The sequence below is a fragment of the Alteromonas sp. ABV4_150 genome (assembly GCF_056311745.1).
In genome coordinates this window covers 3,317,750-3,337,035 of sequence record NZ_CM149971.1, presented here as the reverse complement: position 1 = coordinate 3,337,035, position 19,286 = coordinate 3,317,750, and the positions used below count along the sequence as shown (strand labels likewise).

Below are 19,286 nucleotides of genomic sequence, written 5' to 3'. Positions count from 1 at the left end.
AGCCTTGAAACCGCCAAACGATTTAAAATAGAGAGTAGCGTTTATTATGACAAATTCAGGCCCTGTAGCACTTCCTGTTGCACTTATAACCGGGGCAGCTAAACGAATTGGCGCTGCCATGGCGTGTAAACTTCACAGTGAAGGCTATCGCATTATCATTCATTATGGGCATTCTAAAGATGATGCCTTAGCACTTGCCGAAAAGCTAAATAGTCAGCGAGCGGATTCTGCCACCTGCCTACAAGCCAACCTTTGTAATTCAGATGAAGTAAACGCGCTAGCCCAAAAGGCGCTAGATGTATGGGGTCAACTAGACGTGTTAGTAAACAATGCATCAAGTTTTTACCCTACGCCCGTAGGCGATATTTCAGAAGACGACTGGATAAACCTAATAGGAAGCAATGTAAAAGGGCCGCTGTTTTTATCGCAAGCGCTAGCCCCCGCTTTAAAAGCGAGCAAAGGTTGCATTATCAACATGGTCGACATGCATATCGACCGGCCACTCCCCAAACATAGTGTTTATTTAATTGCCAAGTCGGGGCTAGCCTCCCTCACTCAATCATTGGCCATAGACTTAGCTCCTAATGTACGCGTAAACGGTATCGCGCCAGGCGCTATTTTGTGGCCGGAACGGGAAATGGATGATGCAGAGAAAGACAAACTGCTATCGAGCATTCCTTTGGGCGAACTAGGTACGCCCGAAGATATTGCTAATACGCTATCGTTTTTAGTATCGGCCCCCTATATTACCGGGCAAATCATTTATGTTGACGGTGGCCGCGGCCTTTATACTGGTGCTTCAGCATGAAGATTTCCCAAAATAAGCCTGTTCAACTAATAAGCACCCGTGACAATGGGAATAACAACGCCTGCGGCTATAAGAATAAAAGCCCCAGCGGCGTCCATGATAGAAATGTATACGCCCGCAGTAGATTCATAAAATTCTGCCGCATCAGCATCGTCGGCGCAGGCTTAGCAACCTTGTTCGGGTGCTTTGGAGGCAGCACGGTAAAGCAGAGTATTGAAGATTATGCAGAACGACTTTCTAGAGTACTGGACACTCCCCTACCCAATACATTCAACGACAAGATTACTACCCCACTTCCTAAACTGGCCGACTCCGCAACGCTAAAACACAATATAGAGGGTGTTAGCATTAACTTGCGCGAGTTTTATGCGCTGCAAGATTGTGAGTTAGGCACTGTGGTTGCCGAGCGCAATACATCGTTAGGAAAAAGCCAGTTACCGTCCCAAAGACTAGCTTATGAAAGTAAGCTGCTTAGCGTATTAAAAAGCTGTGAAGCAGCATTAGCGCAAGATGAAAGTTCTGCTGAAAGTGCAAATAAGAACGCGCTCAAAAACAGTCAGGCACTGGCCGAAACTATTGCTTCTTGGCGTGAACAAAAGTCTCAAGACTACAACAAAACCTGGGCGAACCTTATCCAAGGAAGCCAAGAATTGAGGTTGGCGCTGAATACCCCTGAACGTCTGTTTTCCGTTGAAAATAATAAAGATGCCCTTTCAAGCGTTAATGCGCTCTTTTACCTAAGCAGCTTGAATAACATGCCATTTTCTTATGGCGAAACGGCCTCAAAACATAACACTAAAAATTTAACAGATGGTCAGAAGCACGTGGGCAACGCTTCTGAAGGTTATAATGGTAGCGCCAGCAGCAAGGTCATTAATGAGATCTCAATTAATAGCAATAAAAACTTTATCGACAGCAGCGAGTTGGAACAACAGCTGCAAATTATACGTTCAGCGCGTTTACCCGCTACGCTGTGGCATACACAGCAAACGTTAACGCAAAACCTTTCATTACTCACTAACATGCTAACCACTGAACTTGACGCAGTAAGCTGCCCAGAAGGCCGCGCTAGCGATAAAGCCAAAATACTGCGCAATGTGTTTTATTTATTTTTTATTGAAGAAATACAGCCAGTGGGAAGCTTGGTAAACCAATATCATTACAAGCTGGTTCCCTTGTGGGAAGACTGGCTTAAACAACCGTCGTTACATGAAGAGTTCAAGCGTTATATTAGACTTCAATCTCAAGGCGGTTTTGCTCAATACAGTCGCGCTATGAAAGCCCACGTTAACCTGTGGCAAGGGTTTCTTGGCAGGTGCAACCTTTCACCTGTACCGCCGGTTTAACGCCGCTGTATTAAAGAATATTATCACCAGCCTCTGGGTCTCTCGACTTGCGGGCCTGCTCTCTTATTTCATGCGCTTCTGATGATACGTCATCTTCATTAGACGTTGGCTGTTGACGATTTTCTGTTTGCTTATTACTTTTATGGCTATCGTCTTTGTTGCTATTATTTTGTTTCTGCTCGTTATTGTGCTCTGAAACATCTGAAGGCTCAACTGTATAATCACCGGCGGCACTGTGACCTAATAGGTTATTGCTTTTGCTCTTATTCATATTCCGGCCCTTTTCTTGGCTATTCATATTAGCAGCGTCTTCACTAACGTTAGCTCTTCCACTTTCAACGGTTGAATCATTAACGTCGCCTTCATGAGGAGATTCTTTTCCACCAGAGAACCCTGTAGACACGCTTCCCTCGCCTCGTGCGCCTTTTTCAAGGCTTTCTTCTCGGCGTTGCGAGCCTATCGGTTCGCTTTTTTCAACGCTAAGGTGCATACCCTCCGGGAATATTCGCTCTCGAGCATCATCCGGCATGCTGATATTCGCGTCTAAGAACGCTTGCGTGATATTACGCATTAGCACAGAAGCCATTTTTAGTACGCTGGTTTTCTCTACATCCACCCAAAAGTACACCTTTACGTTATAGGTAGAAGCGCCTAACTCATCAATAAGAATTTGCGGTTCAGGGTCGCTTAGTACATTGCCCTGCTCTACGGTAACTTCTCGGGCAATTCGCTGTGCTTCTTGTATGTCGGCATCGTAGCCGACGCCAATAACAAAGTGGCCTCGCATAAGCGGGTTAGCGGTTAAGTTCTTAATCACGCCTTTGTAAATGGTCGCGTTAGGTATTTGTATGTGGTTACCGTCAAAATCCACGAGAGTTGTCGCACGTGCCGTCACTTTCTGAATAATGCCGGTGAAGTCATTAATTTGTACGATATCGCCTATTCGAAACGGGCGTTGAATAGTAAGCAAAAGGCTTGAAATAAAGTTCTCTGCGATATCGCGAAATGCAAAGCCAAGAATAAGACCAACCACACCGGTACCGCTTACTATCGCAATGGCAAACCCAGTAAGCCCAGCTAAAAATAGAAAAAGATAAATACCGAGTAATATTAGAATTAAGCTTACGCTTCGTTGAATTACCGAGCGCAGAAGCGGAGATGTGGTTGTACGCGTTAACGGCTTAACTAAAACTTTTGCAACGTGTGGCGCCAAAAGAATGAACACCACCATAATAACGATGCCTAGCGCCATGCCTGGCAAACGATAAATAAAGCTATCCCACAGTTGCGAAAGCAACGATTGAGCGCTTGACAAGCTAGTTATCGCACCGGCTTCGTCATCTTGCTGAAGCAGAGTTTGCATGAAAGGATTGCCTAGGGCATGGCCGTGTAAATTCAGGGCTATGCCGTTAAAATCTGATGCTACGACGCTTGAAAATAAACTATTCTCTGAGTATTTATCTGCGATTATTGATAGCAAAGCTTGCAAAGCACTGAACATAACCCGACTCCTTGGTGTTCATGTGTGGTTGTTGTTAACAAAAGTTGTTACGAAGTAATAACTAAATAAGATCCCAACCCAATGGTGAACAAGAAACTTCCCCATATGGCATGCTCAATAACTACAACAGGCGTTGAGTTTGTTTGCATATACCTATAACCAAAGATAGCACCACCAATCCACGAGACAATCACAGCGATCCAGTTCCCGTATACCAAGTGAGCTAGCCCAAATAGAAAGGTACTTAGCACCCATCTAGCATATTTGGAAGGTAGAATACGTTTGTAACGATGGAAGAAATAGGTGCGAAAAATAATCTCTTGGGGGATCACAGAAACAATGGGGTAAATCAATAACGTTGCCACCCACATCCACGGCTGATTCATAGGCCAGTGCAAAAATAGTTCAGGTTTTAAGAAATAAACCACAAGCGCAAGTAAGCACGCCCAAGGTAAAAATAACCTGAGCGTACTTTTAAAATGTACTCGGTAATCTTCCCAATGCCACAATTTAATACGCTTAAATTGCTTATCTGCTAACAAGACAGCTAAACAGCAAAGCCCCATTACCCCTAAAATCGGCATGAGATAATCTGCAAAATGCTTAATCCAGTAGAGAACAGCAAAAGGAATTGCTACAAATAGCAAGATCAATTCAGACCACAGCTTTGCCACAACTCACCTCTTTCTCTTGTTCATGCTGAACTCGCTGTAGGTTTCCCCATTTAAAAAGCCAATGTGGAGACGGAGCTAAGCCAACAAAATAATTACCAAACGATGACACTTTCGTGAATTTTCACAGTTAGTATGTATGAAATTGTAGTGCCAATTTGGGCGGCGTGAAGAAGAAATTAGATTCAACTTTAGCCCAATACAGGCAGTTATTTTTGTAACCCTTGATTGGCTTTACATTTTTTTTAAGCAGGTTTCTATAAATGAAGTTTGCAGAGCGGGAATTAGTAACGTATCTATTCAATTTTCACGTTCTTATTCTCAAATAATCTGAACCTTTCAGTGGAACAAATTGTTGGATTTCACGTTGTGTTTGTATATCGAACAAAAGTCGTGAAATAATTGCACAAGATGTATAAGGCGATACCAATGACAAAAAATAGCCCTAGCGACGTTTTACAACAGATTGAAAAGCATTATGCCGCGTTGTCCCCGTCGGGCAAATCTATCGCGCATTACATTCAGCAAAACCCTATCGCCGTACTTAGCCAGTCCACTTCATTTATTGCAGAAAAAACGGGAACCTCAAAAGCTACCGTAAGCAGGTTCTTTCGACAGCTGGGCTTTGAGTCGCATCAACAAGCGAAAGACGCGTTAGCACAACTGCGTGAGCAAGGCGTGCCTGTAGTAAACCCCTCAAGCAGTGTTTTACAGCATGAAAGTGATAGTAAAAATTTAGCCAATACATTCGAAGGCACATCGTCCGAGGCATTAAGAGAGATAGCTAAGCTACTTGCTTCAGCAGGTCAAATTACTTTAATTGGGTTTCGCAACGCTTACCCTATTGCCCTTCATTTTAGACAGCAGCTTAAGCAAATTAGGACGTCAGTTCGCGTACTGCCACAACCCGGGCAGACCCTTAGCGAAGATCTCATTGACCTCACTGAGAACGATCTAGTGGTGCTTTTCGGCTTTCGTCGTAGGACCCGCCAATTCAAGTTTGTTCTAAACAGTATTAAACACTGCAAGACTGTGCTTATAACCGACCCTACCGGCCAAGGTTATCGCAGTGATGTAGACCACCTCCTTGTAACCCACATTGGCAGCGACTCTCCTTTCGATAGCTATGCCGCGCCAATGAGCTTAGTTGCATCACTGTGTAACCTTACCTACGACGCGTTAGGCAGCAAGGCAGCAGACCGTGTTGATGCTATTACTGATATCTACATTCAGATGGATGAATTAGAAAGCCCTAAACGTTAACTCTTCCCATAGCACATTTTTTAAGCAATACTATAAAGGCGGCGATAGCACACAATTGCGATTTCGCAAGCGAAGATGGAACTTTTTCGATAAAAAAAAGTATAAGTCTTGATGACTTTAATTTTACTGCAGTAAGCGTGTAGTTGAGGTGGATATGGATAAAACGCGAGTAGTCATGGAAGAGGCTAACGGTGTACTAGACTTTTGGTTTGGTGAGCTGTCACCCGAACAATGGTTTACGGAAGATGCAGCACTGGATAAAACCATTGCTTCACGATTTTCGGCTTTACGCGCAGCAGCTGCGCGAGGTGAACTTTGGCCTTGGCGCGCTACGGCCACAGGTAGGCTTGCCGAAATTATACTTATTGATCAATTTTCCCGAAATATTTATCGCAATCAGCCAGATGCGTTTAGTGCTGACACTATCGCTTTGATACTAGCTCAAGAAGCGGTGAGCGTTGAGGCTGACAAAATGCTCACCCCTCAGCAGCGTGCGTTTCTTTATATGCCTTTTATGCACAGCGAGTCGTTAGCCATTCACGATGTGGCAATGGAGCTCTTCTCTCAAGAAGGGCTTGAGCGGGAATACACTTTTGAAAAACGCCATCAGGCGGTCATTGAAAGGTTTGGGCGCTACCCTCACCGAAACTCAGTGCTAGGCCGTGAATCTACAGCCGAAGAAGGCAGCCTTTCTTAAAGAAAACCCTCAAGGCTTTTAGCTATAACCGTAGCCACGATCTAATGGGGGTACGTATAGCTTTAACCTACTCCTATTAAACTATCTTCAGTTAATCCAGCAAAAACGCAGACAATTAGGTAGAGTGTAAGACTCAAAAATTCACATAACCCGGTAAACGTACTTAACCTGAACAGTGCCTTCCTTTACGTTCTCGCTTACGCCTTCTTTTATTCCCTATCACTAATTTATTTCTATTGATACGAAAAGCGACGATCGTTTCTCTTGACTTTATAGTGAAACAGTTGTTTCATGATAGAAAGACTAATAAAGAATCAATAACTAATAAGTAACGCGCTGTGAGCTCTCCTTTTGTACTTAAGTCCTGTGATGCAAAGTTCGCACAGGCGATTAAAAATCTAGAAGCAACTTTTGATGGCTCTAACAACGGTGAAGACAAAACGTCTTCTTTAAACAACGTGGCAAGGCAAGAGGTAGCCGAAGGTACAGCAAAAACGTGTAACCCAGTCAAACCACTTAGCGGTTTAGGACTTGCGGTAAAAGACTTATTTGATATTGAAGGTTTACCAACAGCAGCTGGCAACCCAGATTGGTTGGCCACTCACCCTGTACCAACAAGTACGAATAGCTGTGTGGCGAATATGCTTAAAGCAGGCGCCGCGTTTAAGGGTAAAACCATTACTGACGAGCTTGCTTATAGCTTACACGGGCAAAATAAGCATTATGAAACGCTTGTGAACCCGGTAGCGCCAGCTCATATACCTGGCGGTTCTTCGTCGGGCTCTGCGGTTGCCGTTAGCGCGCACCTTGCCGATATCGGTCTTGGCACTGACACAGGTGGCTCTATACGCGTACCGTCTAGCTATCAAGGGTTATGGGGGCTTCGCACCACCCATGGCGCCGTCGCTTGCGACAACATGGTAGCACTTGCGCCATCGTTCGATACCGTAGGATGGATGACAAGAGATTTAGATACGCTGTCAAAGGTAGCCAATGTTTGTCTTGATAGTGCTACGCAAAGTGACATACCTGACGAACCTTGCTTAGGTATAGCGACACACTTGTTTGAGCAAACCGCTCACAAATCGCTTTGCCAAACTTGGCTTAACGCCCTTGAAGACAGTGATAATTGCATTGGGTTGTCAGAAACACAGCTTAATTTAAACACATTACAAACTGCCGCTACATTTCGCACTTTACAAGGCAGTGAAATTTGGAAACAGCATGGCGAATGGATTGAAAACACTCAACCCGACATCGCTAACGATATTATGTTGCGCTTAGATTGGTGTAAAACCATAACAACACAAGATGTAGAACAAGCTAAAGCGCAGCAAACCGTGGTAATAAATCATTTAAATGCCCTATTTGAAGAAATAGATGTTTTGGTTATTCCCACAACACCTGGTGTTGCACCTCGATGTGACGCCGATGATACGACTCTGGCAAATGATAGAAACGCTCTGCTCGCATTTACTGCGGTAGCCGGGCTTGCGGGTTTACCCCAGCTTCATTTACCGTTGTTTACCCTACACAATGCCCCGTGCGGTTTATCGCTTGTGGGCAAAAAAGGCAACGATCTTGCACTTCTCGCGTTAGCTAAAACGCTAACCACTCGCTAAAGGTGTAAAGCGCGCAAAGTATCTGTTTAACTTCATTTAAGTGACGGTTATGCCGCACTAAAGTAAAGCACAGAGCGCACTATCGCATTTAAGTTGAAAGTAAGAAGAGAAAGTAAGACTAGAACGCGCGTCTATTTACCTAGCTCTAGGTCAACAAGGGCTATACATGATGGCGTGGTTGCTGAGTTTTTGAAGGAATTAATTATGAGTGAAAAACCTAATATTGCGTTTACCGCCCCTCACTTCGCGGCATCACAAGTGGGCTTAAATATACTTGAAAAAGGCGGTACCGCTATTGAAGCTATGGTAGCCGCTGCTGCCTCTATAGCCGTTGAATACCCACATATGAACGGCATGGGTGGTGACGGGTTTTGGCTTATCAGTGAGCCGGGCAAAAAGCCTATTGGTATCGATGCATCAGGCGTGGCAGCAAAAGGCGCTACGCCATCTTTTTACGAAGGTAGCGATGCTATACCTAGTCGAGGCGGGAAGTCTGCATTGACCATGGCCGGCGCAGTTGCCGGTTGGAAAGCTGCCCTTGAGATAAGTCACGAATGGCAAAACGGTTTACCGTTAAGCACGCTATTCGATACGGCGATAAGCCAAGCTAACTGGGGTATTGAAGTTACCCAAAGTTTAGTAGATGCCAGTAACAAAACCTTCGACGAGCTAAGCGCTGACGAGAACTTCGCCCAGTTTTTAATTAAAGGTAAGGCGCTTAAAAAAGGCAAAATTTTAAAGCTGACAAAGCTTTCAGAAACCTTGAAGCATTTGGCAGATAAAGGGCTTGATGATTTTTACCACGGTGAATTAGCTTCAAAACTGGCTGAAGACTTAGAAGCGGCTGGCTCCCCTATTCGCCTTGAAGATTTCAATAATTACAAAGCAACGATTGTTGAGCCATTGGCAGTATCTACCAGCAAAGGCAAGCTTTATAACTTACCTGCACCAACGCAAGGTGTAGCCTCGCTTATTATCCTGGCACTTTATGACAAAGTTCAGCATTTAGGCAATACCGATGCAGACATGGTGCATTTACTTATTGAGTGTACAAAACAAGCTTTTATTGCTCGCAATGCAAATGTAACCGACCCGTCGCGTACACCGGTAAATTTACAAAGCCTGTTAAGTGACGACACGCTTGATGAAATGGTGAAAAACATTTCACTAGATAAAGCATTGCCGTGGCCCCACGAAGCCAAGCATGGCGATACCATATGGATGGGCTGCTGCGACTCAGAAGGTCGTATGGTGAGCTACATTCAATCTCTTTATTGGGAGTTCGGTTCAGGCATAGTTAGCCCTCAAACTGGCATTGTATGGAATAACCGTGGTACTTCGTTCTCGCTAGACTCAAACAGTAATCAATATTTAGCGCCTGGCTTAAAGCCGTTCCATACGTTAAACCCAGCATTTGCCGAGCTTATCGATGGACGCCGTATGAGTTACGGCACCATGGGAGGTGAGGGTCAACCTCAAACCCAAGCTGCATTATTTTCCCGCCACATTTACCACGGGCAGCCTATCGACAAAGCGATTTCCCTTGGTCGATGGTTACTTGGCAGAACGTGGGGCGATCAAAGTCACAACTTAAAAGCAGAGCGTGATTTAGTTGAATACGTGGGCGAGAGCTTACTGGCAAGGGGGCATGACATGGTTACGGTAGACCCTTGTAACGAACTGATGGGCCACGCAGGTGCCATTATTCGCGACACAGAGGGCACAGTTAGCGGCGCGAGCGACCCACGAAGTGATGGTAAAGCTTATTTAGGTCATCGCTAGGGTTGTTTTAAAACCTTCGCTTCCGCAACCCCGTTTACTGGGAAGCGTCTGCAAAGACCCTTCTTAAACAGCTTAACGCATACAAAATATTTAAATAGCAATCGTTAAAGAGATAGAAATCACATGCAGTTTTTAATGGATAACCTCACGGTTATATTATCGCTCGCGGGAACGGGCGTATTTGCCGGCATACTAGCAGGTATGCTTGGCGTAGGTGGCGGTATCGTTATAGTTCCGGTACTGTTTTTCTTATTTCAGGCACTTGGCGTGTCACCTGAAAGTGCCATGGTTATTGCCACGGCCACGTCGCTAGCGACTATCGTTCCTACTTCAGTTAGCTCTATTCGCGCTCACCACAGTAAAGGCAACGTTGACTTTGCGCTGCTAAAAGCGTGGGCCGTATTCATTTTAATTGGGGTACTCGCGGGAAGCTATGCAGTAACCGTGGTTAACCCAACGTTCCTTACTTTGTTATTTGGCGTTATCGCAACCTTATCTGCCATCAATATGCTTATTGGCAAAAAAGATGCGCTATTTAAAGGGTTACCAGGCCGTGCAGGTCAGTCAGTAATGGCAACGTGTATTGGTTTATTTAGCTCTATGGTGGGTATTGGCGGCGGTACGCTAACCGTGCCTACGCTTACTTTTTGTAATTACCCAGCGCACAAAGCTGTGGGAACTGCTGCGGCGGTCGGCCTAATCATCTCACTACCCGCAGCACTTACGTTGTTATTCGTAGGTACCACACCTGCTGACGCCCCCTTCGCAACATACGGCTATGTAAACTTGTTAGGTTTTGCCTGCATTGTTCCGCTAACGGTCTTGTTTGCACCAGTGGGCGCGACCATTGCCAACAAGCTAGACGCAGGTTTACTTAAGAAAATCTTCGCTGTTGTTCTTATCATCACTGGCTTGCGCATGCTAGCGCAAGTACTTATCTAGGAGTGCTCCAATGTATAAAGAAGCGTCTAAAGAAGCGTCTACAAGTACTTTCGCGCCACTTAATCCACCACCTCGCTTGTTGATGGGCCCAGGCCCTATTAACTGCTACCCACGTGTTTTAAGCGCCATGTCTACTCAATTAGTAGGCCAGTACGACCCGGTAATGACAGGCTACATGAATGAGACAATGCAGCTTTATCGCGATGTGTTTAATACCCAAAACCAGCAAACCTTTTTGGTCGACGGTACATCGCGCGCGGGTATCGAAGCGGTTTTGGTATCGGCAATAGAGCCAGGCGACAAAGTCCTTGTGCCTATCTTCGGGCGCTTCGGTCATTTACTTGCTGAAATTGCAGAGCGTGCCGACGCTGAAGTACACACCATTGAAGTGCCTTGGGGTGAAGTATTCACGCCTGAGCAAATAGAAGCAGCAGTAAAAGAAGTAAAACCCAAGCTTCTTGCCATAGTACAAGGCGATACCTCTACCACTATGCTTCAACCGCTTGAGCATATTGGCGCCATTTGTGAGGCGAACGACGTCTTGTTTTATTGCGATGCAACCGCGTCAGTAGGTGGAAATCCACTGGATGTTGATGCATGGAAATTAGATGCGGTATCGGTTGGCCTTCAAAAGTGTTTGGGTGGTCCGTCAGGCAGTGCGCCTATTACCCTTAGCGACAAGTTTGTTAAAACCGTACGTACCCGTCATCACGTTGAAGCCGGTATTCGCGATGCCCACCACGAGGCGGCACGCGGCCCTAAAATTCGCTCTAACTACTTCGATTTACCCATGATCATGGATTATTGGGGTGAAAAGCGTTTAAACCACCATACCGAAGCGGCCAGTATGCTTTACTGTGCGCGTGAATGTGCACGCGTGCATTTAGAAGAAGGTCAGCAAAACGTTATTGCTCGTCACAAAGTGGCTGGTGACGCCATGCTTGCCGGTATTCAGGCTATGGGGCTTGAACCATTCGGCGACCTTAAGCACAAAATGTACAACGTGGTGGGCGTTCATATTCCCGATGGTGTTCACGGTGAAGAAGTGCGCGAAACCCTACTGCTGCGATTTAACATTGAAATTGGCACCAGCTTTGGGCCATTAAAAGGTAAGATTTGGCGCATTGGTACTATGGGCTACAACGCCAGAGAAGACGCCGTACTGCATACACTCCAATCGCTTGAAACCGTACTTCGCATGCAAGGGTATGCGCTACCTGCGGGTAAAGGAGTAGACGCTGCGCTTAGCGTTTACGCCAAAGCCAAAGGAACAGGAGCTGCGAATGAGTGAAATCTCAGCATTTGCTGAATTGGCAACGCAAGTTATGGCAAGGTGCGAAACGTTAGGCACATTAAGCCAAGACCCCTCTTGCCTAGACAGGCGCTATTTAACCGAGCAGCACAAACTTGCTAATCAATTGACGTCTGGCTGGATGATTGAGGCGGGCATGACCACATGGCAGGACGCCGTTGGTAATATCTGGGGGCGCTATACCTCAAGTGTGCCCAATGCACCGCGATTAATTTTAGGTAGTCATCTCGACACCGTCCCTAACGGCGGAAAGTACGACGGAATGCTGGGCGTAGTTGCTGCTATATCAATGGTTGCTATGTTTGACGGCACACAAGCCAAGTTCCCTTTCCACATCGACATTGTGGGTTTTTGTGATGAAGAAGGCACGCGTTTTGGCACCACGCTATTAGGTAGCCGTGCGTTAACCGGCAAATGGCAAGAGCAATGGCGTCACTTAAAAGATGAAAACGGTGTAAGCCTTGAGCAAGCCATGGCTAACTTTGGGCTTAGTTTCGATGCGGTTAACAGCGCGGCTATTTCCCCCACTGATATTCTGGGCTACCTAGAGCTTCACATTGAACAAGGCCCTGTTTTAGAGCAAGAAGACCTGCCTGTGGGTGTAGTAAGTGCTATTGCAGGTGCTAAGCGCTTTAACTTTACGGTAGAAGGTATGGCTGGCCACGCCGGCACTGTGCCCATGTCTATGCGTCGTGACGCCCTATGCGCAAGTGCAGAAATGTTACTCGCGGTAGAGAGCATTAGCATGCAACGCCCCGGCGTAGTGGCCACCGTAGGTAAGGTTGAGAATGCACCAAACGGCGTAAACGTGATATCTGGCCGCACGCGATTTTCCCTTGATATCAGAAGCGAAGATGATGATTTACGCGATTCAGTATTGGCAGAAATATTGCAAAAATTTGATGACATTGCGCAAGCGAGGCAGTTAACACTTACCCGCGAGCAAACCCATAGTGCGCCTGCGGTACATTGCGATAGTCAGTTAAAGCAAGCGCTCGTACGCGGTGTTCAAGAAAGCGGTATAGCACCGCGAATTCTTGCTTCAGGTGCGGGTCATGATGCCATGGCTATTGCGGATATCTGCCCTGTAGCCATGCTATTCACGCGCTGTAAGGGTGGCATAAGCCATCACCCAGCTGAGTCTATTACCCATGAGGATGTGGCTGCCAGTTTGTCGGTGCTTTATAAAACCATAGGCAAACTTAAGCACGCGTAATGTTCAAATTAGTACAGTCTTAAACAAGGGTCGATAATGAAAATAACAAGGATTTACAACGATGAAGCGGGCAAAAGCCACTTTGGCGAGGTTGAAATAGCGCTAAAAGACGGCGGTCCTATCGGTATGCTTTCAGAGAAATTTGGTGCAGATAAAATTATCTTTCGCGAGACACCTGCCGACTATGACTTCAAATGGCACCCTGCACCTGCACGGCAACTTCTTTTCATTATAAAAGGTCGTGCCGAATTTACAGTGTCAAACGGAGAGCGCCATGTATTTGGTGCGGGCGATGTACTGCTGTTAGAAGATACCGAGGGCGAAGGCCACTGCTCTCGCGCGATGTACAATGAAGTACGTCACTCAATTTTCGTCACGCTAGATGAAGGTGTTACGCTTTAAATTAAACCTTCAAATCTCTTGTGAAAAAATGCGCTAATTTAGCGCATTTTTTTGTTTAAGCACCAAATTGGGGCTTACCTATTCACCCTTGTTAACCCACAAGGTAAAAAAACTAAAAATTCACTATTAAAAACAGGGTGATACAGCACCCAACGCTAGCAGACCAATTGGTCAATATTTTGCAGTTATTGACCAACTGTTATTAAGAAATATTGCTCATGTCTTCAAATCACAGCGAATTACTTTACGATCTTCATGATAGCCCGGCATTTCTTCCTTCTCTTACCGCGGCGTTCCAGCACTTATTAGCGAGTTTTGTTGGCGTTATTACCCCTACTCTTATTGTTACGTCAACGCTGGGGCTTGCTGAATACACTCCCTATCTTATTAGCATGGCACTGTTTGTTAGTGGCCTAGGTACTGCTATACAAACAAAGCGTATAGGGCCGGTAGGTAGTGGGTTGGTCGCCATCCAGGGTACAAGCTTTGCGTTCATAAGCGCACTGATTCTGGCGGGAAATCAAGTTAAAGCAAATGGCGGTACGCCCGAAGATATCTTAGCACTGCTGTTTGGCCTCACTATGGCAGGTGCGCTCGTTGAGGTAGTGTTCAGCCTATTTGTAGATAAACTTAAACGCATCATTACCCCTTTAACTACAGGTATTGTGATCACGGCCATAGGGCTTAGCTTAATCAACGTGGGTATGACCGACCTTGCAGGAGGTTTCCATGCGGCAGACTTTGCGAGTACTGACAACCTAGCGGTTGGCCTTGGGGTGTTGCTTGTTATTGTATTTTTAAACGCCTCTCACAATCATTGGCTACGCTTAAGTGCTATTTTTATTGGCATGGCCATTGGTGCAACCTATGTTGGGTTTACTAAAGGTCTTGATTTTAGCGGCCTTGCCTCTTTATCTATTGTCGCTATTCCTACGCCGTTTGCGTTTGGCATTTCATTTGATATCAACCTGTTTTTACCTATTGCGCTAATTTACTTATTCAGTGCTATAGAAACAGCGGGCGATCTTACTGCCAACAGCCTTTTCTGTAAGCAGCCTGTAAGCGGGCCTGTTTATTTAGCGAGGGTGAAAGGCGGTATTTTAGGCGACGGCGTAAATTCACTAATTGCCGGTATGTTTAACACCTTTCCAAATACCACATTTGGACAAAATAATGGGGTTATTCAGTTAACCGGCATTGCAAGTCGCAAAGTAGGCTTGTTTGTTGCTGCGCTGTTTGTGCTTATCGGCTGCTTTCCGATAGTTGGTGGTGTGCTGCAGGCTATCCCTAAGCCTGTTCTAGGCGGCGCAACATTAGTTATGTTTGCCATGGTTGCAGTAGGCGGCCTTAAACTTCTTGCCAGCTATGCCCTAGATAGACGTAGTAGTTTAGTTACGGCATGCGCCCTTGGTATGGCAATTGGGGTAATGATGGTCCCCGAAGCCTTAGCCGAACTACCTAATTGGCTTGAAAATATTCTCCTTTCCCCTGTTACGTCAGCAGGTCTTACGGCGGTTATTTTAGATTTAACGCTACCCGGGAAAAAAGGCGCTAACGAAGCGTTGGATAGCGCGGCCAAAGCCGTCTCGCCTGTTATAAAAAAGCGTACTAAAGAAAGTCGTAGTAACCCAGTACCTTCTTCCCACAAAGCGATACCAAGTATAAATCAGCGGCAAGTACTGCGCCCTGCTCTTTATAGTGCAAAACCACGATAGAAATCACCGCAACGGTGCAAAAATAAGAAAAACCTTATCAATTAACATAATCATAACAATATAAGAACAACATTATATTTTTAAATCCATATAATTCAGCAACTTAAAGACAGGTCAAAAGTTGACCAACTGGTTAGGAAGTTGGCACTCATCCTGCTAAACCTCTTGCATACAGCAAGGCGCAATAGAAATAGTGCGTTAATAAAGCTCTAAAAAAGGGCAAATAAAAATAATGAGGAAACCATGAAAAACACTACATTCGCATTATCTCCTCTAGCAAAAGCCTTAGCGATGACAACGGCAGTAGCTTTGTCATCTCAAGCATTTGCACAAGAAGAGACAGAGGTACAAGAAAAAGATGTCGAGAAGATTCAGGTTACTGGATCGCTAGGCAGCTTACCTGGTCAAGACGTCGAGTCGGTATTTGGCTTTGGTAAATCTATTCTAGAAACACCGCGTTCAGCATCCACTATTTCTCAAGAGCAAATGGAGCGTTTTAACGTTTCTGATATTGATGAATTAGTAGCATTTGCGCCAGGTACGTTCACCCAGTCTTTCTTTGGTGTTGCAGGCTCACTTGACGTACGTGGTACACCAGGTGAAACCTATTTCCGTGGCGTTAAGCGCCTTGATAACCCAGGTAACTACCCGACCCCTATTGGTGCATCTAGCCGTATCGATATCGTACGCGGCCCTGCATCACCTATTTATGGTCCGTCTAAAATTGGTGGTTACCTGAACTTTAACCCTAAATCTGCCCGTGCTTCTGGCGGTCAGTATCTAGATGCACCTACTGGCGCGTTGTCATATACCACAGGCTCATGGGATAAAAGCATTTTGACCGCCGAGGTTGGCGGCCCGACTAGCGTCGCTGGCAAAGAAATGGGTTACTACATATACGGCGAGCTAGAAAATTCAGATAGCTATTACGACAATACGCAAACTGATCAAACCGTACTTCAGGCGTCATTTAACATTGATATCACTGACAATCTTCGTTTTGAATTTGGTGGTATGTACCACGATTATGACGGTAATCAAGTAGCAGGCTGGAACCGTCTTACACAAGAATTGGTTGATGACGGCACCTATATTACTGGTACAGCGCTTCCGTTAGATACTGATGGTGATGGCCAAATTAGCCACGAAGAATACGGTGCAGTTAATATCGCTGGGGAAAGCTTTTTCTATGTCCCAGCATCTAGCTTCACAGACGATGAAGCAACAGAGTTGATGCAGTTACAAAACGTAGGCACGACAACGCTTAGTGGTAACCAAGTATTAGTAGCGCCTGATGACCAGCTTGGCAATGAAGCCATTACGCTTTATTTCGACACTATCTACTACACGGATAACTGGGAAATTCGAAATCAGTTTTTCTACGATGCTTACGACAATATCAATGAAAACGCCTACGGCTTCTCACAATTCCACGACAGCTGGGTTGTTGAAGATAAGCTAATTTTTGCTACCGAATATGAAAACGACGGTCTGTTTGCACAGTTTCAATTCTCACCTTCAGTTCGTTATACCGATTTCGAACACGGCGATGATTTCACTTACGAGTACTTTAACCGTCGCGACCTAACCATGCCATCGTCTGCACTAGACAAGCGTTTGTTGTCTACACGTTCAGGTAAAAATTTCGATAACTACGACGTTGGTAACTACTTAGACCTAGGTGTTGCCGCAATGACAGACTTAACTTGGGACTGGGGCTTAAACCTAGTTTTAGGTTTGCGTTACGATACAATCGACATTGAAAGTACATCGCGCACTGACCTTTTGTTAGGTGCAACTGGCGATGAAACACCTGAATATGCAGAAGAGACAGTTGACGGGTGGTCTTGGAACGCCAGCCTTTCATACGAGTTTGAGTTCGGCCTTATTCCATACGTAACAGCCGCTGAGCAAGCTACGCTTGTTGCAGGTCAAGGTGCAGAGATTGGTGTTGGCCAGCTAGGTGACGGTAGCGCGTTCGATACTTCTGAACTTATCGAATTCGGTGTCAAGGGCTCACTGCTAGAAGACACACTATACTTCGCGCTTTCATCGTTTGAGCAAGAACGTACCGATTTTAACGCGCAAAACACTGTTACAAACAACACCACTAACAACAAAGGTACAGAGTTTGAGCTTCGCTGGGTGGTAAATGACAACCTTGTTGTATCTGCTGGTTACACCAACATAAAAGTGATAAACCTAACTGCACTAGAAAATGGCAACCAATTTGGTTTCTTGGGTGCTGAAGACCTAGTTAACCTTGAAGATCCTTCACTGATCTTTGGTGGTAACGTTATTGGTCTTAATCTTATCGGTGAAGGCTTTAATAATACCGATGGACGCAAAGCGGGTATTCCGGAAAATATTTATACGCTAACAGCAACTTACGATTTCCAAAATGGTTATGCCGCTAATGTTAGCGTTGTAGATGTTGAGGAAGTTGCATCAGGTTTCTCTGCGGCTGTAACACTACCGTCTTATACGCTTGTAAATGCTGGCTTATCTTATCAGGCTGAAGACTGGTCATTTAACTTAACCGTTAAAAACCTAACTGATGAACGTTATTTCCGTTCTAACTTCCCTGACCTATTCGGTAGCCAAATTGTACTACCTGAATTACCGCGTCACTTTAATGCTAAAGTTTCTTATTCATTCTAAGTAAACTTAGCGTATGAGTGTTGTCACGCTTACTATAAATTCCGTAAGCGTGGCATCTTCGCTCACTCGAATTTCGTTTAATAAAGAGCTCAGTTTTTGCAAAACTTGAGCTCTTTTTTTTTAAGGAGTATTTTATGTCTTTGCGCCACATCATCCAACGTTGTAAAGAACGAGTACATCTACGCAGTGCTAAGTACAGCCGCCACTTTGCATATAAAGCGCCTTTTTTATTGGCTACGCTAATCGGCATTGTGATAAGTACTTTTGCGACAATTGCTCATGCTAGTAAAGCACCGCAACCTATAGAAGTTAAGGTCGTAGTGGTGAGTATGTTCGAAATTGGTGATGATGAAGGTGACGCACCGGGCGAATTCCAGTTATGGAAAGCCCGTCAGCAACTGACGGTAGAATATCCACTACCCCACGGCTTTCACGACATTTATGCAAACCCAGAAACAGGCGTTATTGGCATAGTTACAGGTATGGGTATTGCGCGTGCTTCGGCGGCAATAATGGCACTTGGACTCGACCCTCGCTTCGATTTGTCAAAGGCCTATTGGCTGGTAGCTGGTATTGCAGGCGTCGACCCTGCTGATAACACTATTGGCAGCGCTATCTGGACCGATTATGTTGTAGATGGCGATCTAGCACATCAAATTGATGCAAGAGAAATCCCTTCAACGTGGAGTACAGGTTACTTTCCACTATTCACCCACTCACCTTATGCCAATGCCGAATTGGTGGATGTGAATAATAGCCCGAACGGCGAGGTTTATGCGCTTAACCTTCCATTGGCGAAATGGGCTTATTCACTGACCAAAGACACCAAACTTTTAAATAACGATGCAATGGATGCGCTACGGGCGAAATACACTCACTCACCTAATGCAAGGGTACTTCCTAATGTATCTATGGGTGCCCATTTATCTGCGTCTACTTTCTGGCATGGAGAGAAACTAAACACGTGGGCGAATGATTGGGTAGCATACTGGACCAAAGACAAGGGTAACTTCGTGACATCGGGTATGGAAGACTCGGCTACGCTTCAAAGTTTGACCTATTTGGATAATGCTGGCTTGGTAGATAAAAACCGCGTAATGATTTTAAGAACCACGAGTAATTTTACTATGCAGCCACCTTCGCTAAGCGCATCAGAAAATTTGAAACTTGAAAGCTCGGGTGACGGTTATGCTGCAATGAATGCCGCAATTGAAGCAGCGTATAACGTGGGCGCTCGCGTTGTTGACTACATAACTGAAAACTGGGATTCAGTAAAAGAGACTCCCCCTGTCGTAAAATGAAAGCAAAACTTATCTATTACTGTCGTTACATGTATTTTTGACAGTAT

15 protein-coding genes are annotated in these 19,286 nt (G+C 45.3%); 13 read left to right on the top strand and 2 right to left on the bottom strand.

The genetic code is table 11. From position 1 onward, the window contains the following. Window positions 1-46: 46 nt before the first annotated feature. Together ACYX4M_RS14500 and ACYX4M_RS14495 are read left to right on the top strand one after the other, a co-directional pair. Window positions 47-808, top strand: coding sequence for a pteridine reductase (locus ACYX4M_RS14500; RefSeq protein ID WP_476080637.1), 762 nt, complete (start codon window positions 47-49; stop codon window positions 806-808). Then, the gene (locus ACYX4M_RS14495; protein ID WP_476080636.1) at window positions 805-2,154 is read left to right on the top strand and encodes a DUF3080 family protein; all 1,350 of its coding nucleotides are present in this window, start codon (window positions 805-807) and stop codon (window positions 2,152-2,154) included. The genes ACYX4M_RS14500 and ACYX4M_RS14495 overlap by 4 nt, the downstream gene beginning before the upstream one ends. 10 nt (window positions 2,155-2,164) lie before the next feature. On the opposite strand, the gene ACYX4M_RS14490 is transcribed toward ACYX4M_RS14495, so the two are convergent. After that, complete coding sequence (locus tag ACYX4M_RS14490; RefSeq protein ID WP_476080635.1) at window positions 2,165-3,655, bottom strand: mechanosensitive ion channel family protein; 1,491 nt, start codon at window positions 3,653-3,655, stop codon at window positions 2,165-2,167. Window positions 3,656-3,702: 47 nt separating this feature from the next. Next, window positions 3,703-4,329 carry a CPBP family intramembrane glutamic endopeptidase gene (locus tag ACYX4M_RS14485; protein WP_476080634.1) on the bottom strand — a complete coding sequence of 209 codons (627 nt, stop codon included), beginning with the start codon at window positions 4,327-4,329 and terminating at the stop codon, window positions 3,703-3,705. Window positions 4,330-4,755: 426 nt separating this feature from the next. Here ACYX4M_RS14485 and ACYX4M_RS14480 point away from each other — a divergent pair, with 426 nt between their 5' ends. The 11 genes from ACYX4M_RS14480 to ACYX4M_RS14430 all read left to right on the top strand — a co-directional run bounded on the left by ACYX4M_RS14480 (window position 4,756) and on the right by ACYX4M_RS14430 (window position 19,239). Next, window positions 4,756-5,589, top strand: a complete 834-nt coding sequence (locus ACYX4M_RS14480) for a MurR/RpiR family transcriptional regulator (RefSeq protein ID WP_476080633.1) — start codon at window positions 4,756-4,758, stop codon at window positions 5,587-5,589. A gap of 154 nt (window positions 5,590-5,743) precedes the next feature. Beyond that, the gene (locus ACYX4M_RS14475; RefSeq protein WP_476080632.1) at window positions 5,744-6,286 is read left to right on the top strand and encodes a DUF924 family protein; all 543 of its coding nucleotides are present in this window, start codon (window positions 5,744-5,746) and stop codon (window positions 6,284-6,286) included. Between the two features lie 338 nt (window positions 6,287-6,624). After that, window positions 6,625-7,908 carry an amidase gene (locus ACYX4M_RS14470; protein WP_476080631.1) on the top strand — a complete coding sequence of 428 codons (1,284 nt, stop codon included), beginning with the start codon at window positions 6,625-6,627 and terminating at the stop codon, window positions 7,906-7,908. Window positions 7,909-8,112: 204 nt separating this feature from the next. Continuing rightward, window positions 8,113-9,690: a gamma-glutamyltransferase family protein gene (locus ACYX4M_RS14465; protein WP_476080630.1), complete on the top strand. Its 1,578-nt coding sequence runs from the start codon at window positions 8,113-8,115 to the stop codon at window positions 9,688-9,690. Between the two features lie 123 nt (window positions 9,691-9,813). Continuing rightward, window positions 9,814-10,632, top strand: coding sequence for a sulfite exporter TauE/SafE family protein (locus ACYX4M_RS14460; protein ID WP_179983038.1), 819 nt, complete (start codon window positions 9,814-9,816; stop codon window positions 10,630-10,632). Between the two features lie 10 nt (window positions 10,633-10,642). Then, window positions 10,643-11,923, top strand: a complete 1,281-nt coding sequence (locus ACYX4M_RS14455) for a pyridoxal-phosphate-dependent aminotransferase family protein (protein ID WP_476080629.1) — start codon at window positions 10,643-10,645, stop codon at window positions 11,921-11,923. Further along, window positions 11,916-13,160 carry an allantoate amidohydrolase gene (locus ACYX4M_RS14450; RefSeq protein ID WP_476080628.1) on the top strand — a complete coding sequence of 415 codons (1,245 nt, stop codon included), beginning with the start codon at window positions 11,916-11,918 and terminating at the stop codon, window positions 13,158-13,160. Before ACYX4M_RS14455 ends, ACYX4M_RS14450 begins: the two co-directional genes overlap by 8 nt. A 36-nt stretch (window positions 13,161-13,196) precedes the next feature. Then, window positions 13,197-13,562, top strand: coding sequence for an AraC family ligand binding domain-containing protein (locus ACYX4M_RS14445; protein ID WP_179983035.1), 366 nt, complete (start codon window positions 13,197-13,199; stop codon window positions 13,560-13,562). A gap of 218 nt (window positions 13,563-13,780) precedes the next feature. Then, entirely contained in the window at window positions 13,781-15,277 is a 1,497-nt protein-coding gene (locus tag ACYX4M_RS14440; protein ID WP_476080627.1) for a uracil-xanthine permease family protein, read from the top strand. Window positions 15,278-15,520: 243 nt separating this feature from the next. After that, window positions 15,521-17,938, top strand: a complete 2,418-nt coding sequence (locus ACYX4M_RS14435) for a TonB-dependent siderophore receptor (RefSeq protein WP_334059301.1) — start codon at window positions 15,521-15,523, stop codon at window positions 17,936-17,938. 134 nt (window positions 17,939-18,072) lie between these two features. Further along, window positions 18,073-19,239: a purine nucleoside permease gene (locus tag ACYX4M_RS14430; RefSeq protein WP_476080626.1), complete on the top strand. Its 1,167-nt coding sequence runs from the start codon at window positions 18,073-18,075 to the stop codon at window positions 19,237-19,239. Window positions 19,240-19,286 lie beyond the last annotated feature (47 nt).

Excerpts from the sequence above, each read along its gene's own strand:
- ACYX4M_RS14500 (WP_476080637.1), top strand. The coding sequence starts at position 47 with ATGACAAATTCAGGCCCTGTAGCACTTCCTGTTGCACTTATAACCGGG.
- ACYX4M_RS14495 (WP_476080636.1), top strand. The coding sequence starts at position 805 with ATGAAGATTTCCCAAAATAAGCCTGTTCAACTAATAAGCACCCGTGAC.
- ACYX4M_RS14490 (WP_476080635.1), bottom strand. The coding sequence starts at position 3,655 with ATGTTCAGTGCTTTGCAAGCTTTGCTATCAATAATCGCAGATAAATAC.
- ACYX4M_RS14480 (WP_476080633.1), top strand. The coding sequence starts at position 4,756 with ATGACAAAAAATAGCCCTAGCGACGTTTTACAACAGATTGAAAAGCAT.
- ACYX4M_RS14475 (WP_476080632.1), top strand. The coding sequence starts at position 5,744 with ATGGATAAAACGCGAGTAGTCATGGAAGAGGCTAACGGTGTACTAGAC.
- ACYX4M_RS14465 (WP_476080630.1), top strand. The coding sequence starts at position 8,113 with ATGAGTGAAAAACCTAATATTGCGTTTACCGCCCCTCACTTCGCGGCA.
- ACYX4M_RS14460 (WP_179983038.1), top strand. The coding sequence starts at position 9,814 with ATGCAGTTTTTAATGGATAACCTCACGGTTATATTATCGCTCGCGGGA.
- ACYX4M_RS14455 (WP_476080629.1), top strand. The coding sequence starts at position 10,643 with ATGTATAAAGAAGCGTCTAAAGAAGCGTCTACAAGTACTTTCGCGCCA.
- ACYX4M_RS14450 (WP_476080628.1), top strand. The coding sequence starts at position 11,916 with ATGAGTGAAATCTCAGCATTTGCTGAATTGGCAACGCAAGTTATGGCA.
- ACYX4M_RS14445 (WP_179983035.1), top strand. The coding sequence starts at position 13,197 with ATGAAAATAACAAGGATTTACAACGATGAAGCGGGCAAAAGCCACTTT.
- ACYX4M_RS14440 (WP_476080627.1), top strand. The coding sequence starts at position 13,781 with ATGTCTTCAAATCACAGCGAATTACTTTACGATCTTCATGATAGCCCG.
- ACYX4M_RS14435 (WP_334059301.1), top strand. The coding sequence starts at position 15,521 with ATGAAAAACACTACATTCGCATTATCTCCTCTAGCAAAAGCCTTAGCG.
- ACYX4M_RS14430 (WP_476080626.1), top strand. The coding sequence starts at position 18,073 with ATGTCTTTGCGCCACATCATCCAACGTTGTAAAGAACGAGTACATCTA.